Origin of the sequence: Periweissella ghanensis, assembly GCF_918814755.1 — a bacterium.
In the GTDB taxonomy this organism is placed as follows: domain Bacteria; phylum Bacillota; class Bacilli; order Lactobacillales; family Lactobacillaceae; genus Periweissella; species Periweissella ghanensis.
In genome coordinates, this window is record NZ_CAKKNT010000016.1 from 18,629 (window position 1) to 40,262 (window position 21,634).

General features: G+C 43.0%; 20 protein-coding genes. 18 read left to right on the top strand and 2 right to left on the bottom strand.

Annotated elements, in window-relative coordinates:
* Window positions 1-105 precede the first annotated feature (105 nt).
* The 12 genes from LQZ76_RS06330 to LQZ76_RS06385 all read left to right on the top strand — a co-directional run bounded on the left by LQZ76_RS06330 (window position 106) and on the right by LQZ76_RS06385 (window position 14,243).
* Window positions 106-1,650, top strand: a complete 1,545-nt coding sequence (locus LQZ76_RS06330; protein WP_230098902.1) for a glycosyltransferase — start codon at window positions 106-108, stop codon at window positions 1,648-1,650.
* Window positions 1,650-3,137, top strand: coding sequence for a glycosyltransferase (locus LQZ76_RS06335; RefSeq protein ID WP_230098903.1), 1,488 nt, complete (start codon window positions 1,650-1,652; stop codon window positions 3,135-3,137). Before LQZ76_RS06330 ends, LQZ76_RS06335 begins: the two co-directional genes overlap by 1 nt.
* 570 nt (window positions 3,138-3,707) lie before the next feature.
* Window positions 3,708-3,854 (top strand): KxYKxGKxW signal peptide domain-containing protein, encoded by a 147-nt coding sequence (locus LQZ76_RS06340; protein WP_230098904.1) that lies wholly within the window; start codon window positions 3,708-3,710, stop codon window positions 3,852-3,854.
* Window positions 3,855-3,875: 21 nt separating this feature from the next.
* Window positions 3,876-4,163, top strand: coding sequence for a hypothetical protein (locus LQZ76_RS06345; protein ID WP_230098905.1), 288 nt, complete (start codon window positions 3,876-3,878; stop codon window positions 4,161-4,163).
* A 91-nt stretch (window positions 4,164-4,254) separates the two neighbouring features.
* Window positions 4,255-4,578 (top strand): hypothetical protein, encoded by a 324-nt coding sequence (locus tag LQZ76_RS06350; protein WP_230098906.1) that lies wholly within the window; start codon window positions 4,255-4,257, stop codon window positions 4,576-4,578.
* Between the two features lie 69 nt (window positions 4,579-4,647).
* Window positions 4,648-5,412, top strand: a complete 765-nt coding sequence (locus LQZ76_RS06355) for a hypothetical protein (protein WP_230098907.1) — start codon at window positions 4,648-4,650, stop codon at window positions 5,410-5,412.
* Window positions 5,396-5,782: a hypothetical protein gene (locus LQZ76_RS06360; RefSeq protein WP_230098908.1), complete on the top strand. Its 387-nt coding sequence runs from the start codon at window positions 5,396-5,398 to the stop codon at window positions 5,780-5,782. Before LQZ76_RS06355 ends, LQZ76_RS06360 begins: the two co-directional genes overlap by 17 nt.
* A 720-nt stretch (window positions 5,783-6,502) precedes the next feature.
* On the top strand, window positions 6,503-7,912 hold the full coding sequence (locus tag LQZ76_RS06365; protein ID WP_230098909.1) for an NAD-dependent succinate-semialdehyde dehydrogenase: 1,410 nt from the start codon (window positions 6,503-6,505) through the stop codon (window positions 7,910-7,912).
* A 301-nt stretch (window positions 7,913-8,213) separates the two neighbouring features.
* Window positions 8,214-8,417, top strand: coding sequence for a hypothetical protein (locus LQZ76_RS06370; RefSeq protein WP_230098910.1), 204 nt, complete (start codon window positions 8,214-8,216; stop codon window positions 8,415-8,417).
* Window positions 8,418-8,429: 12 nt separating this feature from the next.
* Complete coding sequence (locus LQZ76_RS06375) at window positions 8,430-8,666, top strand: DUF2922 domain-containing protein (RefSeq protein WP_230098911.1); 237 nt, start codon at window positions 8,430-8,432, stop codon at window positions 8,664-8,666.
* A gap of 187 nt (window positions 8,667-8,853) precedes the next feature.
* The gene (locus LQZ76_RS06380) at window positions 8,854-10,509 is read left to right on the top strand and encodes a KxYKxGKxW signal peptide domain-containing protein (RefSeq protein WP_230098912.1); all 1,656 of its coding nucleotides are present in this window, start codon (window positions 8,854-8,856) and stop codon (window positions 10,507-10,509) included.
* 176 nt (window positions 10,510-10,685) lie between these two features.
* Window positions 10,686-14,243: a KxYKxGKxW signal peptide domain-containing protein gene (locus LQZ76_RS06385; RefSeq protein ID WP_230098913.1), complete on the top strand. Its 3,558-nt coding sequence runs from the start codon at window positions 10,686-10,688 to the stop codon at window positions 14,241-14,243.
* A 282-nt stretch (window positions 14,244-14,525) separates the two neighbouring features.
* Here LQZ76_RS06385 and LQZ76_RS06390 read toward each other — a convergent pair whose 3' ends face one another.
* Window positions 14,526-14,897 carry a DUF1304 domain-containing protein gene (locus tag LQZ76_RS06390; RefSeq protein ID WP_230098914.1) on the bottom strand — a complete coding sequence of 124 codons (372 nt, stop codon included), beginning with the start codon at window positions 14,895-14,897 and terminating at the stop codon, window positions 14,526-14,528.
* A 270-nt stretch (window positions 14,898-15,167) separates the two neighbouring features.
* Here LQZ76_RS06390 and LQZ76_RS06395 point away from each other — a divergent pair, with 270 nt between their 5' ends.
* The 5 genes from LQZ76_RS06395 to LQZ76_RS06415 all read left to right on the top strand — a co-directional run bounded on the left by LQZ76_RS06395 (window position 15,168) and on the right by LQZ76_RS06415 (window position 19,368).
* Window positions 15,168-15,683, top strand: a complete 516-nt coding sequence (locus LQZ76_RS06395) for a nucleoside 2-deoxyribosyltransferase (RefSeq protein WP_230098915.1) — start codon at window positions 15,168-15,170, stop codon at window positions 15,681-15,683.
* Window positions 15,684-16,004: 321 nt separating this feature from the next.
* Complete coding sequence (locus LQZ76_RS06400; protein WP_230098916.1) at window positions 16,005-16,484, top strand: MarR family winged helix-turn-helix transcriptional regulator; 480 nt, start codon at window positions 16,005-16,007, stop codon at window positions 16,482-16,484.
* On the top strand, window positions 16,465-17,391 hold the full coding sequence (locus LQZ76_RS06405) for an NADP-dependent oxidoreductase (protein ID WP_230098917.1): 927 nt from the start codon (window positions 16,465-16,467) through the stop codon (window positions 17,389-17,391). The genes LQZ76_RS06400 and LQZ76_RS06405 overlap by 20 nt, the downstream gene beginning before the upstream one ends.
* A 174-nt stretch (window positions 17,392-17,565) precedes the next feature.
* Window positions 17,566-18,897, top strand: coding sequence for a dihydrolipoyl dehydrogenase family protein (locus LQZ76_RS06410; protein WP_230098918.1), 1,332 nt, complete (start codon window positions 17,566-17,568; stop codon window positions 18,895-18,897).
* A gap of 87 nt (window positions 18,898-18,984) precedes the next feature.
* Window positions 18,985-19,368 carry a YxeA family protein gene (locus LQZ76_RS06415; protein WP_230098919.1) on the top strand — a complete coding sequence of 128 codons (384 nt, stop codon included), beginning with the start codon at window positions 18,985-18,987 and terminating at the stop codon, window positions 19,366-19,368.
* Between the two features lie 52 nt (window positions 19,369-19,420).
* On the opposite strand, the gene LQZ76_RS06420 is transcribed toward LQZ76_RS06415, so the two are convergent.
* Window positions 19,421-20,200, bottom strand: coding sequence for a hypothetical protein (locus LQZ76_RS06420; protein WP_230098920.1), 780 nt, complete (start codon window positions 20,198-20,200; stop codon window positions 19,421-19,423).
* A gap of 205 nt (window positions 20,201-20,405) precedes the next feature.
* Between LQZ76_RS06420 and LQZ76_RS06425 the strand changes: the two genes are divergently transcribed.
* Complete coding sequence (locus tag LQZ76_RS06425) at window positions 20,406-21,614, top strand: hypothetical protein (protein ID WP_230098921.1); 1,209 nt, start codon at window positions 20,406-20,408, stop codon at window positions 21,612-21,614.
* The last annotated feature ends 20 nt before the right edge of the window (window positions 21,615-21,634 follow it).

The window sequence follows — 21,634 nt, forward strand, 5'->3', positions numbered from 1 at the left end:
TCAGCGCTAAAAAAAACTAAACGAAGGTTTTGCGTACGGTTAATAGTACGCAAAGCCTTTTTGTTATGTAATAATAACTGTATCTAATCCCTTAAGGAGTTGCCTATGATTTACTTTATTAACAATGATTTTAATTACAGCAAATCAGGAATTGAACACGCCCAATTAAAACGGATGTACCTGTTTCGCCACCATGGGGAACCGTTTCAACTGATTACCTTGCAATGGAATAGTCAATTACACAATATTTTAGCGGCTGAAGGGGTCACGGCTGCCGAGCGGATTAATTTATTTGATTACTATCAGCACGCCACGGACCTTGCCGTTCGTCCATGCACGTTGGCGGATTTAACCTTAGGCTTACCGCAGCCGATTAACTATACGGTTGAGGCCACGACTGGTGCGACGGTTGCCCATTACCCGAGTGGTAATCTGTGTGCCCGCATTTACGCGCGGCCTGATCACCAACTGGAACGCATCGAACGGTTTGATGATTACGGTAATCTGTATGCCGTTGATTACTATGATGTCCGCGGCTTCAAATCAATGACCCAATGGTACACGCCCGACAATAAAATTGGCCGCCAAGCCTGGTATACGCCTGCTGGCCAAGTGGTCTTGCAAAATTGGTATCACGCCGATTACCACGGCCAGATGCAACCAACTTACTGGTTGTTAACCGACCACGATGGGGCCGTGTATCGCTTCAATCACTTTGATAAATTAGCCGGGCATTTTATTAACCAGCTCAATAATCAAGGCCATACGCCCAATATTTTTGTGATGGATCGCTCCGAACATATTGATGACGCGCTGTTGCATTTGGACAAACCCGCGTACACCATCATGCATATCCACAGCTCGCACACGACGGATAGTCAAAATCCGAATGATGCGATTGTGAATAATAATTTTGAATTTGGCCTCGTCAATATTGGCGCCTTTAATGGGGTGATTTCGGCAACCGTTAAGCAAGCCCATGATATTGCGATGCGCTATCCGCAAGTTAAGCATAGCTATGCGATTCCCGTGGGGGTGGTTAGTGATGAATTATTAGCCCAACCGCAACGCCCAATTAACGAGCGTACGGCCAATAAAGTCGTCGTGCTCGCCCGGATTGCGCCGGAAAAACGCTTGGATCATATGATTCGGGCAGTTGCAATTGCCCACCAACAAGTCCCGGACGTGACGCTGGATATTTATGGCTATGTTAACGACGCCCAGCTTGATGCTAATTTGCATGCGTTGGTGCAGGAACTTGGTCTAGCAGAGGTTGTGACGTTTAAAGGCTACACCGAAGATACTGGTGCGGTGCTCGATGATGCGGTGGCCTTTGGGGTGACGTCAGAAATGGAAGGCTTTAACCTCGCCGTGATGGAAGCTATTTCACATGGGGTAATTGGCTTAACGTATGATGTTAATTATGGTCCCAACGAAATTGTCCAAGATGAAATCAACGGCTATGTCGTACCATACAATGATTACCCGGCCCTCGGGGAACGCTTAACGACGCTGCTGCAAGATGCGGCCTTACAACAAGCGCTCAGCACTGGGGCTTATTATTCCGCCCAACGCTATAACGAAGCCCACGTCTGGCAGGCATGGCAACAATTAATTAACGATGCGCACGCAATGATGGAGGCCCACTAATGTTACTATATTCGGTTAATGAAAATATCTGGAGTCTTAATTCAGGGATTGAATATGCCCAAATGCTCCGCACGAAAACGTTGCAAGCAGCCGGTTATGGCGCCAAAATCGTGACGCGTGATTATAATCGGATGCTCAGTCATGATGTGGGCACATTAGGCTTGGCGGCCAGTGATTACATCAATATGTATGACTACTTCCAACAAACAACGGCGGTCGAGCGCGTGGAGCAACATTCGCGCTTACTACCGCAAATCCCGCTTGACCAATACCACGTCAATTTTGTCGATGGTGAACACTCAACGATTACTGATCCTAATGGCCTCGTTGGCGTGATTAAAATGATGCCCGGGACCGTCGGCTTAGTTGGCGAAGTGGTGTACACCGATAATTTACAACAACCATTGCAAACGGAAATCTGGGATTGGCGTGGCTTTAAATCGAAACAAACGATGTACCATCCCGATGGTCAAGTAGCGGTGGAAAACTATTTACGCTTGGATGGCACGGTTGCGTTAGAAGTTGTCCACATGTGGATAAATGGGGTTGTACAACCAACGCTATGGCACTTAATTAATTACCGCGGCCAGGATTATAATTTTACGAGTGAAAATGAATTATTTACGTTCTTTTTGAACGAATTAGCCGGCCAAGAATTAGTGACCTTCGTGGTCGATCGCTTGAGTATTATGCCCGCCGTGACCGGGGTGACCGGGGCCTTAGCCAAGTATGCCTACTTCCATGAAGACCATAAATACGAAGGGGGCCCAGATCTAAAAGCCGAAGCCGCGGCCGTAATGGCATTAACCCCGAGTGACTTGGATGGGATTATTGTGGCGACCGCAGCCCAAGCAGCGGATGTGGCGCCCTACACGAATCTGCCGGTGCAAGTGTTACCGAGTGCGAGTTATGCACCGGTGGATAACTCAGCGCAAAATGATGACTTGGAATATTTAAGTTACGTTGGTCGCTTGGCGCCGGAAAAACAAATTATCAAATTAATTGCGACCTTTGCGCTCGTGCACCAAATTGCGCCACCGGCTCGGTTGCGGTTGCAAGGCTATTTTGTCAGTCCCGCGTATGAACAAGAAGTCCGCGATTATATTCGTAATAATTACTTGGATACGGTTGTGGAAATCTGGCCCTATAATCCTGATACGACGGCCTTGTTTGATCACACGTCAATGTATTTGAGCATGAGTAGTCATGAAGGCTTGAACTTGAGTGTCGTGGCAGCGATGGCGCACGGTATTCCAGCCGGGGTGATGGCAAGTACGTATACCGTACCGGCAGTCGTTGAGGATGACTACAACGGGCTAGTCTTTGCGGCGGCGGCCACGCCAGAGGCAATGGCGCAACAAATAATTGAATTGTTCTTGAATCCGAGTCGCTTAGTGGGGATGCAACAAGCCGCTCGCGTCAAAGCAACTGGTTATGCTGCAGCCGAATTTGTCGCAGCATGGCGTGAGATGTTGCGGATCCGGTAGGGGGATGAATAGAAAGTAAAAAGTTTCCACTTAAAATTTAAGTGGAAACTTTTTTATATAACAAAAAAATATTTGTATTCCATTTCACCTCAATCCCTTGCTACCACTCACTTTTCACCACGGACCGATTTTCCGTCTGTGGATAATCCAGCCGTGGTTTATCCACCCTTGGTAAAACCGGCCACGGATAATCCAGTATTGGAAAAACCTATGCTGGAAAAACCAGTATCGGAAAACCCGCAACTAATAAGTACTAATAAAACAAACACTAATTATAATAAACAACAAATTAAATAATCACCAAATAAGCGGGCAGCTGCCACTTGAGTCAACCAATTACCCTTGCGATATATCATGGATAGGGCTAATTGAATGGTTTAAGGAATAAAAGATATTCTAGTAAAATAAAAGATTGCCAAGTGATTAAATAAGAATTAATATATAAACTCATAACAATAATTTATTAAACTTATTAAAATAAAAGTTGATAAGTTAAACAAAACGCTTGAAATTTCAGCGTGGTATTTATTAATTAAAATTTATTCCCTCAAAAATAAGGAGCATGATATTATGCAAGACAAACGCCACTACAAACTTTACAAGAGCGGTAAACAATGGGTAACAGTCGCACTAACTAGTGTGGCTGTTTTAGCGGGGGCTGCTGCGATGACAGTTGCTACGCCAGTTAACGGTCAAACTGCAGTCCACGCCGCGTAAGTTAAAGTCTCAAAAGCTGATTTGCAAAAGCAACTTGGCTGGTCAAGTGGCTACAAAATGACGGCGGCAAACAAGGGCCAATATGCTAAGCTCCAAGCAGCGATTGCCAGTGCCAAAGGGTTAATTAACAATCGCCGGGCGACACCAGCCCAACTCCAAGCAGCCATCAATGCCTTGCATAATATTGGTTTGACTATCAAGCAACTTGATACAGCGGCCGCCAAGAGTGCCAAAGCTGCGCTAGTTAAGCAATTGGGTTGGTCACAAGGCTACGACCAAGCTACGACTTCAACTTCAAAACCAAATTAAGCAAGCGAAAGCCATCCTTGCAAACAGTAATGCTACTGCGGCCCAAGTTGATGAGATTCGCAACAATTTACATAACCTCGGTGCGGCAATTGTGAAGGCCGCACCATCAGTGGCAGCGGCTAACTTACGCCAACAACTCAAGTGGTCAATGGCTTATAGTGCTGATGGCATCGCGGCTGATCAATATGCGACCTTACAAACGCAAATCACGACCGCTAACCAATTATTGGCCAGTGGGAACGCAACGGCCGCCCAATTAACAGTGATTCAAACGGCCTTACATGCTACGGGTGCTCAAATTAAAGCGGCGCAAGCGACAACGCCAATGACACCAGCTCCAGTCAGTTCAGCCGTGCCAGTTAGTTTAACGGCTGCTGCCAGTTCAGCGGCTGCAGTATTGGCCACTGCAAAGTAAGCACAAGCAGTAGCTGCTAGTGATCTTGCAGCAAGCAAAACGGCTACAGCTAATGCCCACCAAACGGCTTTGACAAATGCGCAAGCAGCTTTGAAGAATGGGCAAAAACCAGCAAATGCAAAATACGCTAACGCTACAAACTCTCAAGTTAAAGCTGTTGTGAGTGCTCAACTTGGACACCTTGTTCGACAATACATGAACGATTACAAGACTGGTGCATCAAAAGCTGCATTGGCTAATGATTTACACAACATTTCAAATGAAATGCACAATGGCCAATTCAAATTAACATATGTTGGTCATAGTAACTATGACAGTCAAACAATTGAACTACGACCAGCATATGGTAGTTCTGGGGCATTATTTGAATTATCACAAAACCAAGTATTAAACTTCCAACAAATTTTGGCTGCTGCCGTAAACGCAATTCGTGACGCAGCCGGAATTTCAACCAATACCGGTCATGTACAACTTAACGCCCAACTACAACAAATTGCAAACACATTGGTATCACCAAAATTCCAAGCAACCAGTGATATTACAGACTATCTAAACAATTTCATTGATAGTACGGGAGCAACGCCTAAGTCTATTATTCAAACAATTTACAATGACAAACCTGATTATGGAATTGATAACCCAAACCGTGGACTTGGACCAATTTCAATTAAGGAAATGAAACAAGCATTATTAAGCGAAATGCTCGGAGTAGTTATGAATCCATTCACTCCCGACAGCACCCCCGGCGATACTGTACTAAATCCAGCGGATGATGGTGTATTTAAACGAATCCTCGGTATTTCTGACTATCAAATGGATGCCACAAAAAGCTGACGGTGCGCAAACGGAATACATGGGTGTATCTGACACATACTTTGGTAACACCAACAAAAATACTACAAACGGCGAAGGATTTGCAATGGTTATTATCCCAAGTGGAAAATCATCATTTGACGATCCATCAAAGTTGAACACCGCATATGTGGCAACGCCAACACAATCAACATCAACAACTAATAACAGTGGTGCATCAACCGTTCAATTACAATCAGCTGTAACCTCAGCACAAGCAGCATTGAACGCTGCTGTAACAGCATTATCAAACGCTAACGCAACACAAGCACAAAAGCAAACAGCATACAACAATGCAACATCAGCAGTAGCTAGTGCTCAATTTGCTTACAACAAAGCATTGGCCGAATAGGACTGATGACTAATAATTGAATAAATTCGTTTATTCGCTTAAGCCGCTAATTCGATTGTTTCCAGGCTTTTTTTGTAATTAATGGTAAAAATAAGTTTTAAATACTATTAAAATTCGTTGATGGAAGTTCGTAAAGTTACGAGTACTGGGATCCATTTGCACCGAATCCCAATCCTTTGCTACTAATCATTTCTCACCACGAACTGGTTTTCCAGTCACAGATAAGCCAATACTAATAAGTAATAGTAAGTACTGAAATAAGATTTTTGGTTACTTTTTTGAATAATTTTAAAAAAATAAGGTCTTTTTTCAAAATTAACCGTATTATAAGTGCATAAATTAGTAGTTAACAAGAAAAAATTCTTGAGATATATAAGTGAAAGATAAAGTTAATAATTGATCAAAGTCATAGCTTTAAATAATCTTAAGCTTTTATTATCACAAACTTTAGATAAAATAAATGATTATAAATGTAAAAATTTATATTTAAAAAATGGTTATTAGTGTATTTTAATAGCTAATTTTAAATATATCTTATAATAAAATAATATTTTTACAATAAATTGAACAAACTTTAATAAAGTGAAACATCTCACTTAATTGACACTTTGTTAATTGAGTATAAACTTTGGTTTAAAGCTGGATGAATTAAATACATGTTTCGTTCATATATTTGATTCACGCAACTAAAAAATTATTTTTAATAGAGGTGAATCACACATGGCTTATGCATCAATCAATCCTTGGAATAATGAAGTTATCCGAGAATACCCATATGCTACTGACCAAGAAGTACAACAAGCAATTACTGAAGGACACGAATTATACTTGTCTTGGCGTAATGATGATGTTGCTACTCGATCACAACACTTGCATAACTTAGCCGATTACTTAGAAGCACATACTGATGAATTTGCTGAAGTAATGACTAAAGAAATGGGTAAATTATTCAAAGAAGCCCAAGGTGAAGTTGCCCTTTCAGTGATTATCGCACGTTACTATGCCGATAATGCTGCTAAAATTCTTACACCAAAGCCTGTTACATCTGTAATGGGTGAAGCACAAGTTATTGCCCGACCAACGGGAGTAATCTTGTCAGTTGAACCATGGAATTTCCCTTTGTACCAAATTATTCGTGTGTTTGCGCCTAACTTTATGGCGGGTAACCCAGTTATCTTAAAACACGCTGACATCACACCTGGCTCAGCAGCCCAATTCCAAAAAGTTGCTGACGAATCAGGTATGCCAAAGGGTGCCTTTAAAAACTTATATGCTACTAATCAACAAGTTGACGATATTTTAGCTGACCCACGTGTTACAGGCCTTGCCTTTACTGGTTCTGAACGAGTTGGTAAAATTGTGGGTGCCGAAGCTGGTAGTCACTTGAAGAAGAGTACCTTAGAATTAGGTGGTAGTGATCCACTAATCGTCTTAGAAGATGCTGATTTGACTGAACTTAACAAAGTCCTCAAACAAACACGTCTCTACAATTCAGGTCAAGTGTGTGTCTCATCAAAACGCTTGATTGTAACTGAAAACAACTACGACACTGTTTTAGGAATGTACATTGATGGCTTTAAGGAAGTCAAAGAAGTTGGTGACCCAATGGATCCTAACACTTCATTTGCTCCATTAAGTTCTGTTCGTTCTAAGAACATCTTAGTTGAACAAGTTAAAAAAGCCATTGAAGGTGGAGCAACGTTAGCTTACGGTACGCTTGACGAAGATTTAACAACTGCGCACTTTATGCCAGTTATCTTGACTGACATGACACCAGAAAATCCAATGTACTACAATGAATTTTTCGGTCCTGTCGGAATGGTTATCAAAGTAAAAGATGAAGCCGAAGCAATTAAGGTTGCTAACGATTCAAATTACGGTTTGTCAGGAATTGTCTTTGCCGGTAACGCTGATCACGGTACTGAAGTTGCATCACAACTTGAAACTGGTGCGGTATATGTAAACAGTTACGGTGGTACATTACCAGAATTACAATTTGGTGGTGTTAAGAACTCAGGTTACGGTCGTGAAATGGGTGAAGAAGGAATTACTGCCTTTACTAACCAAGAATTGATTGTGACTCGTCGCAAGCCAATTGATTTAACTGATACTACTGGTGGTTTTTTATAAAATAAGCTAGTTGAATAAGAAGTCTGGAAAATTGTTTCCAGGCTTTTTTTGTGGTGCAAGGCAGGCATGGCCGAAACGTGCTCGAATAACCAGCCAGTTCCGCCTAACTTTAAAACGATTAAAATACCTAACCCGTATTTTATCGTTTTGCGTTAGTGCTCACTGGCTACCGGTTATTCTCGCACTCTTAATTCATGTCTCACTTTTTCCTCCCCATTTGACTGTATAAGAGTAGGGCAGTTGAGAGCTAGCCTCAACGAACTACAACTAATCTCGCAGAACACAGACAGGAGGAAATGTCATGTTAAAGTCAGTTAGTATCTACGTCTCAAGCCTCAACGAAAAAACGGGTAAGTTCTATATCCCCAAGCGGTTCTCAGATGTGCCGGTTGAAGTGACCATGGAGCAAATTAAGCCCGTTGTGGCCGCACTAGAAACGATTGTTGATCTTGGTGATGTCCAAACAATTAACTTTGTTGAAACGCATTCTCACGGCTTATTATAGGAGGAGTAGTCCATGCTAGTTAAAAAATTATTGCTTCAATTCAAAAACGAAAAGAACACCATCAACACTTTGGTGCTCACCGATGTTCTTGAACCCATCGACCCCGAAAAAGTGCAAGCCGCGATGAAAGTGATTGCAGCTAGTGGGATTTTTCAAGATAAGTACGGCAAAAAGAAGTACGTGACCCCACTTGCCGCCAAGGTCGTGAATACGGAAGATAACTCCGTCTTTGACCTTCGTAAAAAGTAAGCAGCGTTAAAAGTTTTTTAGGAAATCCTCGGTTAAGCGCGAGGATTTCTTTATATTTATCTAGCATTTTTTAAGACTGTCTCAATAATTAAGTTTTGCCGGTCAAATCAATAGTAGTTGTCCGTTGGTACGTTAAAATTATAAACATGACGAATTTTGGTCAATGAATATAAAAGGAGCATTACGAATGAACGGACAACAACATTATAAATTATACAAAAGTGGCAAATTTTTGGTTACCGCAGCCTTAGCAACTGGGGCCGTGGTTTTAGGCTTACATGCCCAACCAGTTAGCCGCGTGCATGCTGCTCAAGCACCGCTTAACCGCAGTGCCTTAGTCCAACAATTGGGCTACTCAACGAGCTACCAAGCACAATCATACACCCCAACTTCATTTAACAAATTACAACAAGATATCAGCTGGGCCAAATGGGCGCTCACTAGTCCCCAAGCCACCCAAAGTCAAGTCAACTGGGCGGTAACGCTCTTACACCAAGATGGGCTCAACTTAGTACCAATGGCTAACAAAAGCGGCCTGACAGCTCAATTGGGCTATGCTAAAAGCTACGGCACGACCGGCTTTGATGGGCAAATTTTGGCCAAGCAACAACAAGACATTGCTACGGCCAACGCGCTTTTAAGCAACCCAAACGCCACGCAAGCCCAAGTTAACGCCTTGATCGCGACTTTACACCAAGACGACTTGAACTTATTAGGTAGTCAACAAGGGGTGGCCACCCAAACAACGCTCAAAACACTGGCCCAACAAGCGGCGAGTCAATTTGCGCCATATGCAGCCAATGCCCGTCAAGCTAGCGTACCAGTGGTGATTCCCGGTAACAGTAATTTGAGCGAAGGCCTCTACAACAGCTTGCAAGATAGCTACACGAATATCATGAGTGATGACAACCTTAGCGACCAAATTGCTAATGCCCAACCGGTTGTCCAAGCGCTCTACTATGGACTTTACACGGATGCCGCCTACAACCACGTGCTTAACAACAGTGGCATCAGCCAAGCGTTGAGCAATGCCGTGAAAGCTTTACAAGTCGCTTTTCCTAATGCGACTGTCAACACCAACACCATTAACTTTGGTAGTTCAAACGCGAGTGTTGCCCAACAAGTGCAAGCTTTACAAGCGGCCACCACAAGTTTATTAGCTGGTTTCCAAGCTTTGAACAACAGTGTGATGACTGCGAGTGTTGCCCAACAAAACTTACAATGGGCCTTGAACAGTCAACCAGATGCGTATGGCGTAACCACTTCACCAGCGCGGGCGTTGTTATACGTGAATGCGAGCCAACAACAAGAGTACAACCAAGCGCTCGCGACCGCTAAGCAAGTGGCCAACACGAATGGTAGCTCAGCCCAAACGTATGCGGACGCGTTGTTCCAATACAAATTAGCCGCTAAAGCCGTCTTCTTCCAAGCGGGCCAAAACTTAGTGGCGGGTTTACAACAAGCTTTTGGTGGTAACTACTTAACGGCCTACCACAAGTTATTGATGTCAGGTTATGTGCCCGCCAACGATAATTCAGCTAACTTGATGAACTTGGCCAATGTCTTCAATCCAAATAACGGAGCGTGGTTAGCCACAGTTGCCCACGTCTTCAACCAAGCCGATAACACGCTTGGCTGGACTGCGGCGGTATATGCGGCGAGCCTCAGTGCTCAAGGCGCCGGTCACACGACGGATCCGTTATACGCAACTATGCAAAATGATATGCAACCAGTTGCGGCGAATGCCAATGGTCAAAGTACTTTAGTGGGTCCTAAAGCGACCGTGACGGGGTTACAAGCCTTCTCCGATACAATCAATTATTTAAATAAATTCAGTAACTAATTAGGAAGCTGCGACAATCTGTGTCGTGGCTTTTTTGTTGGTTTTAATTTTATTTATTTTCACGCAACAAACTTTAAAATATTTAAAAATAACCGATAAGTAATAGTTATATAAAAATTATTTTATATTTATCGGTTACATAATCTTTTTTGATATATTTTAAGGAGAAATATCGGATGCAAGAAAAACGGCATTACAAGCTTTATAAAAGTGGAAAACAATGGGTAACCTGTGCCTTAACCGGGGTGGCCGTCGTGGCTGGTTTGGCGATCAGTGACTTGAGTCAAACAACGTCAAGCGCCCACGCTGCACAAGTTCGCGTGTCAAAAGCAGACCTCCAAAAGCAACTCGGCTGGTCAACTAACTACAAATTAACGGATAGTAACAAAGCGCAATATGCGCAATTACAAGCTAATATTGCGGCTGCCAAAGCTTTGATGAACAACCGTCGCGCCACACCAGCGCAAATTAAAGCTGCGATTGATAAGTTACATAACACTGGCTTGATTATGATTAAGACGTCACAAGATGCTTTGATTAAGCAACTTGGCTGGTCAACGGCTTATAATCCAGACAATGTTGGCGCCAAGGAATATGCCCAACTCCAAGCCAAAGTTAAAGCGGCACAAGCTTTGATCAAGAGTGGAAAAGCGACAGCGGCACAGTTAGAAGCAATTCGTAATGATTTGCATACAACTGGGGTAGTAGTTGCTAAAACGGAACCAGTTGTCGCCGCCCAAAAGTTGGAACAACAACTCGGCTGGTCAACGGGTTACACGCAAGACAACTTATCACCCGAACAATACCAAGCTTTGCAAGACAAAATTAAGACCGCTAAAGCCCTCCTAGCCAGTGGTAAAGCTACGGCGGCTGATTTACGGAATATTCAAGCGTCATTGCATGCAACTGGGGTAACTATTGTGGAGACTAAATCAGTCGCTGCCAGTTCTGCTGCTGCCAGTTCTGCTGCTGCCAGTTCGGCTGCCGCTAGTTCAGCTGCCGCTAGTTCAGCTGCTGCCAGTTCAGCTGCCGCTAGTTCAGCTGCTGCCAAGTCAGCTGCTGATGCGGCTGCGTCTGAAGCTGCCAAGCAACCGGTCTACGTGCCACCAGTTTATGTACCACCAGTGACGGTGCCGGTCTTTACCTCAGATGCAAAAACAGCCTTATTAGCGCTATTAGATTCAACTAGTGAATTGGGGAAAAATGTTTCAGATGGTGGTTCATTAGTCGGTCAAAAGGTGACTATTAATGGCCAAGGTAACTTACAAAGTGGAACAGTAACTTTGAATGCGAATACGCTTGCTAATTGGCGGACTAAAGTTCAAGCAACAACTACTGACCAACAAGTCGAACAAGATGGGCAAGCACTTACGGATGCAATTTATAGCGTAGTTGTTAATCAGATTAATCCAGTTGGTGGCATCAATAAAACTACTTACAATATTGGTAACAAAAGCATCTCAGAAGTTTTTAGCCAGTTATTTAGTAGTTTTGAATTTTCGTACCCAACGTTTAATTTTACCGCAAGTAATCATTTGTATTTCCCAGTTGCGGGGAGGATTAATACCTTAGAAAGTCGTGTTAACTCTTTGGTAACAACTACGTTAAATTTAATTAAATTCAATAATGATTTAGCAACTGCCACACCGGTTAAGGAAACTAACGAAAATCATGAGGATATTGCAAAGAATACGGCAATCGATAAATTATTTGCAGCTTCACGCCAAGTTGGTAAGATAACAGGTACTGCCAATCCGGTAACAGGTTATGCAAGTACTATTACCTTTAAAGAGGGTGCGACAATTAATGATCAAACGACTAAAGCTAAAGTAGCATTTAATAATGAAGTAAATCAAATGCAAGCGATTATGGCTAGCTGTGGTAATGGAGTTGTCACGCCACTTGGGGTAAAACCTGACTATAGTAAATCAGCGCGTGAAATCAATGCCTTAGCGGATAAGATTATTGTGGATGCACAAGCATTGGATATGCATAACTACGCTGCGGCAACTGAAAGCCAAAGTAATTTGGCAGTTTTTGATAGTCTCATTAGTAGCGATGCAGCATTATTTACGACAATGCGAAGTAACAATGCAGAGTTGATGGATAAGTGGCAAGCAGGTGATGGCCAAACAATTACCAATGCGAAGGCGATTGTTGAAGCATTATATGCAACAATTTTACAAAAAACAGATAAGATTTCGGACAATTACGAAAAAGAGCAATTATTAAAACACTTTGATCTTAAGCTCTATCTAGGCGGGCACGATGCCTTTCCAGATCTTAAATTTACGGCAACTGGTTTAGAAATCGGTGAACCTGGGCAAGCAATTGATGACGCTATGCAAACAAGTGAATTGATTGATTTATTAAATAATGCAGTCGATATTAATGCACTACAGGAAGCTGTTCTTAAGCCAGATAGTTATTATGATAAATACAGTACAGCGTTACGAGCAGCTGCTAAAAAGTTAGGCCTTGCTGATAAGAATGGATTCTTGCCACAACTTGGACTTAAGGGCGGCGTGGCTAAGGAGCAGTTAGGTAACGAACAAAATTTGATTAGTAATTTAAACACCCAGGTTGCCAATGTGATTAGTGGGATGAATGAAAATGATAACATGGTGTTGGAATTTATCGATGTTCCAGATGCTAATAGCTTGATTACGGAACTCAATGAGGCAGTGGATAAAGTTGTAGCGATTAAAGAGGATGTTCAAGTGGCAACGCCTTTGCAATTAGCCCAAGCACGACTAACAGATAACTTGGCAATGTTTGGCCAACCGTTGGAAGAGGTACAAACAAATTGGTATGACAGCCAAAAAAATGTAGCGGCTGCCCAAGTTGCATTACAAAAAACAATGGCCATTGTATACGGAAAATCACTTACGGCAACCGCTGATACCCAAAAAAATGCACAACAAGCATTTGAGCGGGTAATCTCGCTTCTTAATGAATCATTTACGGGGATAACTTATAAAGAGGGATTGCTAACATTTGGCCAACCGAATGATCCTACTGATGACACTGATGGGATTAATACCATCGCTAGTGCCGTTTTACAGTTACAAGTAGCGATGCAGGATATTAATTATAATCAATATCCACCGTTAAAAACAGCTAGAGAGAAATTACAAGCGGTATTGCAATCTAATGGTTACTCATGGATGAATGCTGAACCCGGCACATATTTGGGATATGTAATGTACCCTAGTGGTAATGCTGATTTGCAAAGTAATAATTTTGATACGATTAAGAATATGGTAGCTGTAGCTAAAAAATATAATGCTGATGTTAGTCAAGCGGTTAAGTTATTGAATACTAATGATATCAAGGTAGTAGATGAAATTAATGCTATGTGTGATACATTACAAGCTGATGGTGCTAAGATTGAGGCTCAATATGCAACACGTGTTGAGAATAAAATGGATTTATCCGCACACTTAACAGAGCATTATAAAGATACAGGCTTAGTAGAAAATGGTAAATTTAAATCACTGACGGCAACCGAAAGCCAAGCTAAAGATCAAAAATTAGTAACTGAAATTGCTTTCTATAATTTTGCGATTGAGCAGTATAATGCGCTTAATGCAGATAGTAATTTGGGTGATAAGAATACCATTGGTGGTTTGGTAATACAGGCAGTTAGGACACTAACTACTTCAGGAATTTTACAAGGCCAAGATGAAGCACCACAAAATCAAGTTCCACCGGTACAAAATCAAGGTAATTAATTAAAAAAGCTCTCCACGACATTGGCTGTCATGGAGAGCTTTTTAGTATGCGGGACTGGGCAGCGGAGCCAAAACGTGCTCGCAAAGCCAACAACCTGAAGCGATACGCATCTTTACATGATGGTACCCATCAAGCACGCAGTTCTAGGCAGTAGAGCCGAAACGTGCTCGAAGCCGCAAGTCCCTAGGCATATACGCAACACCCTACTGACTCATAGACCGAGTCATTGGTTGTTACTAGTATGCCACGGCACTTACCGCGGCTTCTCGCACTCTGCCCTCTTATTTAAACACCAACAAAATAATCAAAGTCACAATCGCCGGTGTCCCTTGCATCAACAAGATCTTAGGTTTACCACCAGAAATCGCACCAAAGATTGCCGCAATGACGACGAAAATGATACATGCAAGAGTAGCCATGTAACGAGCGTCAGTAGGGAACAAGTACACTGAAAGCAATGTCATAACGGCTACAAAACCGTTGTAGAGACCTTGGTTGGCCATCAAAACTTTAGCTTCGTGTTGCGCTGTGAATTCGTTAGGTAAGTCAAATTCCTTAGCAAGTTGGGCAGGTGAGAAGAACATTTCCATCAACATGATACCAAATGCTTCGACACCAACAATGGTTGCGAAAATAATTGAGATTAAAGACATTATATCTTCCTTTCATATCTGAAAAAATTGCGAAAAACGATTATGTTGGTAAGTATAGAGGAATTGGGGGAGGGTGACAAGTTACGTGCTGCGGAAGTTTGAGCGGTGGGGGTTTAAAACAAAGGTGATAATTATTTTTGCGATAACAAATATTAAGAAAGTTAAGAATTAAATCGAACATTTATCTGTGTGAATTTGCAAATATTGGCTTAATTCCGTATAATAAGATTTAATGATAACGTTTTGTTAATTTAAAGGAGGAATCTTATCATGACAACGGACTTTAAGAGTCGCATTTACTTGGCCGGCCCATTCTTCTCAGAAGCGCAAAACCAACGCTTGGATGAAGTCGCTGCTTTACTTGCTAGCAACCCCACAGTTGGTTACGTGTTTGAACCAGTTAAGCACCAGCAAGATGAGATTGTGGCCGAATACGGTAACGGTTCATTGGCAGAAGCAATGAAAACTAAGGAATGGCAAGATGCCACTTACCATGCTGATATCCAAGGGATTAACCAAGCCAATGCGGTTGTTGCGATGTTAGATTTCGATATTGAAAACGGCAATGTCCGCCCTGATGAAGGGACGATGTTTGAAATTGGTTACGCGATTGCATTACGTAAACCAGTGATCATTGTTCAATACACCCAAGATGAAGAACCACTTAACTTGATGTTGGCGGGTTCTTATACTGGTTTCTTCTGGGGAAAAGAAGACATTCAAAAGTTGGCGACGTATGATTTTGTTAACTTTCCGAAGCATTTGGTGAAGAAGAACGTATTTTAGAAAAGAGTGTGAGCAGCCCTGGGAAAGTATGAGCACTACTGACAATTAGCGAAAGATACGGTCTATGTATCTTAGCTAATTGGTGGTAGGTGAAATACTTTGGGGCTGCGAACACGTTTAGGCCATGCTGCCTAGCCGCTTGCGACTTCTCGCACGTTTAGGCTCTACTGCCTAGAAGCCCACCCACATACCTATATCAATCCCACAGGCCATCCGCGGCCCGTGGGATTTTTTGTTCGTTAATTTTCTCTAAAGCAACTTGTATTACTAAAAGTAAGTGGTAATATATATCGCATACGATATAAAGTTTAGGAGGATGCTATGGAAGCAGAACACAATGGCGCGGTCTATGACCAAATGTGCCTAGCGATATATAACAGTAATCGCTATTTCCACAAGTTATACCAGCTCATTTTAGAAGATTATGATCTGACATATTTGCAGTATTTGAGCATCTTCGTCACTTGGCGATTGCAAGGTGCCCAATTAAAAGACATCTGTGATAATCTGGAGCTAGCTTCAAGTACGTTAACCCCCGTCGTCCAAAAGTTGGTCCAAAAAGGCTGGCTGCTTAAGCAAACGAGTAAAACTGATGGTCGGGTCCGCGAATTGGTGGTTGCTCCCTCAAAGGCTCACCACTTTGAAGATATTTTAGCCCGTATTGGCGCGGTGCAAGATAAGTTAATTACCCAATCACCACTGGCACTTGAACGCATGTTAATAGAAACGCAAACGATTAACAAAGTCCTATTACAAGTTATCCAAGAGGAGGAACACAACAATGAAAGCCGCACAAATTAATGCTTATGGGGATGCTTCCCAATTATTCGTCGCTGAATTACCAAAGCCCACGGTGGCTGCTGATGAAGTCTTAGTCGAAACATATGCGACTAGTATCAACCCGATTGACTGGAAAGCCCGTGAAGGGATGATGCAAAAGATGTTCCCATGGAAATTCCCCGTGGTGCTTGGTTGGGACGTGGCCGGTGTAATTACGGAAGTCGGTGCTGATGTTAAAACTTTCAAAGTTGGCGATGAAGTCTTTGCCCGCCCAGATATTTACCAAGACGGAACCCGTGGTAGTTATGCCGAATATGTGGCCGTTCGTGAAAACCAATTAGCGTACAAGCCTGCCAATATTGATTTTAAACAAGCGGCGGCCGTGCCATTAGCCGGGATGACGGCACTACAAATCTTGCGCAAGTTGGAAGTTGGTCCTGGTAAGAAAGTCTTGATTCAAGCTGGTGGGGTGGGGATCTTTGCCATTCAATTAGCGAAGTTGATGGGGGCGTATGTTGCGACGACCGCGAGTGCCCATAATGCTGAATTCGTTAAGGGCCTTGGGGCGGATGAAGTGATTGATTACCACACGACGAAAATTACTGACGTCTTGCACGATTACGATGCCGTGTATGACATGGTAAGTGCGATTGACGAAGGGATTGCCATCTTAAAGCCAACCGGTAAGTTGATCACCATCTCAGGCTACCCAACACCTGAACAACAAGCTGGTCCGCAAACCGTTGAATCCGGCTACTTAGCCGCAACCGGTGAAGACCTCGCTTACCTCGCTGACTTGATCCGCGCAGATAAACTCCAAATCGTCCTTGATGAAGAATTCCCCCTTACCACTGAAGGCATCCAAGCGGCCCACCGCCGGAGTGAGGGTCATCATGCGAAGGGAAAAATTGTGGTAAGAGTGCGATAGTCCACGGTTAAAGTATGAGCACTACTGACAATTAGCGAAAGATACGAGCTATGTATCTTAGCTAATTGGTGGTAGGCACAGTACTTTGTGGACTAGAGCACGTTTAGGCTCTACTGCCTAGAACCAACCCCCACACCCCCACACTCACACAAAAAACAGAAAGAGGAACTCCCCATGTATGATGTAATTTTTATCGGTAGTGGCCATGCTGCCTGGCATGGTGCTCAAATGCTTGCCAAAGCCGGCAAAAAAGTTGCGCTGGTTGAAGCCAACAAAGTCGCCGGAACTTGTACGAACTTTGGTTGTAACGCCAAGATTCTCCTTGATGGTCCCGCAGAAATTATCCACCACTTGCACCACTATCACGGCATTGGAATTGAAGACACGCCAGCGATTGTTTGGCCTGCCTTGATGAACTACAAGCACCAAGTCATTGATCCATTATCAGATGGCTTAGCGCACATGTTAGCCGTTGATGGGATTGAAATTATTGCCGGGCATGCTAGCTTTGTCGATCCCCACACGATTACGGTTAATGGTACCCAATACCAAGCGGACAAATTCGTGATTGCGACTGGTCAAACACCAGCTAAGTTAGATATTCCCGGTAAGGAATTCACCCACGATAGTACGGATTTCCTTGACCTGCCAGATATGCCCAAGTCAATTGTCTTCATCGGCGCCGGGTACATTGCGATGGAATTTGCGGCAATTGCCCAAGCCGCTGGTAGTCACGTGACGTTAGTTGAATACGGGGCGACCGCTTTAAACGGCTTTGATGCTGATTATGCCGCCCATGTAGTTAGTGAAATGCAAGCGCGTGGGATTGACTTTGTTTTCAGTAATGCGGTTGCGAGTGTTGAACAAGCCGGTGATCAATTCGTTGTTAGCACTGCCCAAGGTCAACACATCACCGCTGATTATGTGATGGACTCAACTGGTCGGGTCGCTAATATTGACGGCCTTGGTCTGGATACCATTGGCGTGGATTACAACCGCCAAGGAGTCTTGGTTAACGAATTCCTCCAAACCAATCTTGCCAACATTTACGCCAGTGGGGATGTAATTGCTAAGACGATTCCGCGCTTAACGCCAACGGCAACGTTTGAGTCAAACTATGTCGCCAGTGTCATCCTTGGAAATGAGCAACCAATCGCTTACCCAGCCGTTCCAACGGTGGCCTTCACATTACCACGGATTGCCCAAATCGGCTTACTGCCCCAAGAAGCTGAGTTGGAAAACTGCCAGGTTTATGAAATTCCTTGCGGTAAATTGATGCGCTTCCAAGCCCAAAATGATGTTCACGCCGCCATTAAAGTCGTTGTGAACGCCCAAGGTCAATTAGTTGGGGCATCGTTAATTGGTGATTTTACCCCCGAAGTCATCAATGCCTTGGTACCAGTGATTAATGACCAATACACCGCCGCTAAGTTGGCGACCACAATCTATGCTTTCCCAACGCACAGTGGGGTAGTGTTACCATTGATTGCGAAGTTCTTGGCGTAAACCTTCATATTAGAAATTTTCCCCGCCATTATGGTATTCTTAAGGTGCATAGTTGATGCCATTATTAATGTAAAAGGGGGAATTAATATGAAAAAAGCGATTGGAATTGTGATTTTAGCAGTCCTCGTGGCAGTTGGGGGCTTCTATGGGTACAAGTACTACGACGCAACCTATCAGGATGTACCGGCGTATGCGTTAGTACCTAATCAAGTGCCAACTAAAGAACAGACGCGCGATGATAATGGTAAGACGGTACCAAACTCAATCACGTACAAATACCATTTTGACTTCGTGAAAGCTAATGGCCAACACCAAAAGATGAGCTTCATTTTAGAAGGAGCGGATATCAAACCATTTACACCGGGTAGTTACGTCAAAGCTAAGATTAGTGAAAAACGCGTTACCCAAGGGCCTAATGAAGTCCAAAAGACTGATGTACCCAAAAATGTGCAAACTGAATTAGCTAAATAACTAGCAAAAAGGCCCGGAAAATTTTTTCCGGGCCTTTTGTGTTTATCAATAATTATTTTTCTGGTGTGCTAGCATCCGTTGGTTGATCAACGGGTACGTAGGCTTGGCTCGCAGCGGGTTGGGCTGGCGTTGTTTGTGGTTCGGCCGCAGTTGGTTGCACCGGTGCGGTAGGTTGTTCAGGTTGTGCTTGTGCTACCGGTTGCACTGGTGTGGCTGCTTCATGTGGTTGCACTTGGACTTCAGGGGCATGGGCAACAATTGTGCGTGGCCGATTCATCAAGAAAGCCACGTAGATAATGGCTAAGATACCAATAATCCCAAGGATAAATGGTAAGTAGTACCCAAGACCAAAGGCGAGCAATGAACCAAATTGACTGGCACCAGTATCGGCAGAACCACTACCACTAAAGAGGGCTGAACCGAGACTAACAATCGCGCTGTGCGTTTGGAAGAGTACAATTACAAAGGCGAGTAAGAGCACACCTTCAATTGCGGCAATAATTTTGTAGCCTTGCTTGTAGAAGATCCCTATCAAGCCCAAGACGATGAGTGCATATAAGATGTAGAGGGCATATGGGGTAGCAGCTGCTGAAGTTGAACCAATTGACTTGGCAACTGAGATGAGGGAGTTGTAGGTGAAGTTAATAATCCCAAAGCTCGCGCCGACAAAGTGAAAAGTAAAGAGGGCTAAGACTGAGATTAAACTAATAATAATGACAATTGAGTTAACTAAAATAGCCTGTGAGCCTTCGTGTAGTCCTTTAATGTTTTTTCCTTTAATATGGGTTACCAGATCAGAATACTCTGATTTGACTTGTTCGATATCGTCCATGACAGACCTCCTAATATATACCAAAAATAATGCAATAATAACATAATTATAAAAACTGACTTAAGTTTAATAACATTTCCTTATAAACGCAAAAGATATGCTTACTTTGTAAAGATGAGCAGAATATTTTATTAATTTTCACTAAAGTGGTACCGTAAAATTCGAAATGCATTTATTAAAAGTATCTTATTATAGGAGAAATGTTATGAATAGAATCAAAAAGGTTCCCATAGTTGTCTGGATCTTAATTGCTATTTTAATTGTCGGTGGGATTGTCGGCGCCCACCTCTGGAATAACCGCAAGATTAATGTCTTGGCCAATCCGGGTATTCAAATGAAGTATACTGGTTACCAATCTGAAGGGGAGGCGTACTTTAATGAAGACCCCTTGGACTTGGCGATTTTAAAGCTCCAAGTTGATCGCAGTAAATTACCTGATGTAGTCAAAATTCAATTGTTTACCGGGGTTAAGGATGCCAGTGATTTTGCTAGTAACTTGGAAAACGCTCAATCAACGGCTTTACCTGCCAACCAAGTTAAGTTAACGCAAGTCAAGAACTGGTTTAAGGAAACTAAAATTAAGATTAAGAGTCCGGATAACTTGAAGAACGGTGATACCGTGACCGTGGCTCTGACAACTGACGGCGACAGCACCAACCCGGTTAAGCCTGCTACGAAGACATACAAAGTCGTGGGCTTAAAAGCGATTAAGGGCATTCCTACAAGCAAGGTGCTTAAGCAAATCGATGTCAATTTCACCGGCTTAAATGGTCGTGGTCAAGCTAATTTGACGAGTGAAGATTTAGTTAATATTGATGGCACGAACTTCACCGTCCCTAATAACGGTAAGCTTTCAAATGGGGATAAAGTTAAGATTAAAGTCCCTGGCGATTACTTTGAAGCTGAACGCGGTAAGAAATACGTTGGTCCCCGCACCATTGAAGCAACGGTCAAGGGCTTAATTGATCCAACTAAATTGACGAACTTGAAGGACTTGAAGGGTATGATGGATAAGGCAATTACCGACGTCTACACGTATGATAGTTCGGATCCTAATTCAGTTGCGCCACAATTTGAAGGTTTCTACGCCTTACCAAGTGGTGATGGTGATGACGATGTTACTGATCAAGTGCAATTGATGTCAACTAGCGACCAAAGTAGCGATGATGATAGCGATAATAACGCTGGCTTTGAATTTGTCGCCACGTACTTGATTCCGGATAATCCAGGAGCCAAGACAGGGGATGTCCAAGAAGTTGTTTGGAACGAACCAACTTTTACTGATAATAAGGTTGATTTACCAAGTCAAGATGATTTAAATAATCGAGAAAGTCAACAATCAACATTGGGCGCCACGCTTGATGACCACAATACAAATGGGGTTCTCTTGATTAAATCTGATTTACAAAAATAGTAAATAATCACAAAATTCGC

Bases quoted from the DNA above. Each gene is read 5' to 3' on its own strand.
- LQZ76_RS06330 (WP_230098902.1), top strand. From the start codon at position 106: ATGATTTACTTTATTAACAATGATTTTAATTACAGCAAATCAGGAATT.
- LQZ76_RS06335 (WP_230098903.1), top strand. From the start codon at position 1,650: ATGTTACTATATTCGGTTAATGAAAATATCTGGAGTCTTAATTCAGGG.
- LQZ76_RS06340 (WP_230098904.1), top strand. From the start codon at position 3,708: ATGCAAGACAAACGCCACTACAAACTTTACAAGAGCGGTAAACAATGG.
- LQZ76_RS06360 (WP_230098908.1), top strand. From the start codon at position 5,396: ATGCCACAAAAAGCTGACGGTGCGCAAACGGAATACATGGGTGTATCT.
- LQZ76_RS06365 (WP_230098909.1), top strand. From the start codon at position 6,503: ATGGCTTATGCATCAATCAATCCTTGGAATAATGAAGTTATCCGAGAA.
- LQZ76_RS06370 (WP_230098910.1), top strand. From the start codon at position 8,214: ATGTTAAAGTCAGTTAGTATCTACGTCTCAAGCCTCAACGAAAAAACG.
- LQZ76_RS06375 (WP_230098911.1), top strand. From the start codon at position 8,430: ATGCTAGTTAAAAAATTATTGCTTCAATTCAAAAACGAAAAGAACACC.
- LQZ76_RS06380 (WP_230098912.1), top strand. From the start codon at position 8,854: ATGAACGGACAACAACATTATAAATTATACAAAAGTGGCAAATTTTTG.
- LQZ76_RS06385 (WP_230098913.1), top strand. From the start codon at position 10,686: ATGCAAGAAAAACGGCATTACAAGCTTTATAAAAGTGGAAAACAATGG.
- LQZ76_RS06390 (WP_230098914.1), bottom strand. From the start codon at position 14,897: ATGTCTTTAATCTCAATTATTTTCGCAACCATTGTTGGTGTCGAAGCA.
- LQZ76_RS06395 (WP_230098915.1), top strand. From the start codon at position 15,168: ATGACAACGGACTTTAAGAGTCGCATTTACTTGGCCGGCCCATTCTTC.
- LQZ76_RS06400 (WP_230098916.1), top strand. From the start codon at position 16,005: ATGGAAGCAGAACACAATGGCGCGGTCTATGACCAAATGTGCCTAGCG.
- LQZ76_RS06405 (WP_230098917.1), top strand. From the start codon at position 16,465: ATGAAAGCCGCACAAATTAATGCTTATGGGGATGCTTCCCAATTATTC.
- LQZ76_RS06410 (WP_230098918.1), top strand. From the start codon at position 17,566: ATGTATGATGTAATTTTTATCGGTAGTGGCCATGCTGCCTGGCATGGT.
- LQZ76_RS06415 (WP_230098919.1), top strand. From the start codon at position 18,985: ATGAAAAAAGCGATTGGAATTGTGATTTTAGCAGTCCTCGTGGCAGTT.
- LQZ76_RS06420 (WP_230098920.1), bottom strand. From the start codon at position 20,200: ATGGACGATATCGAACAAGTCAAATCAGAGTATTCTGATCTGGTAACC.
- LQZ76_RS06425 (WP_230098921.1), top strand. From the start codon at position 20,406: ATGAATAGAATCAAAAAGGTTCCCATAGTTGTCTGGATCTTAATTGCT.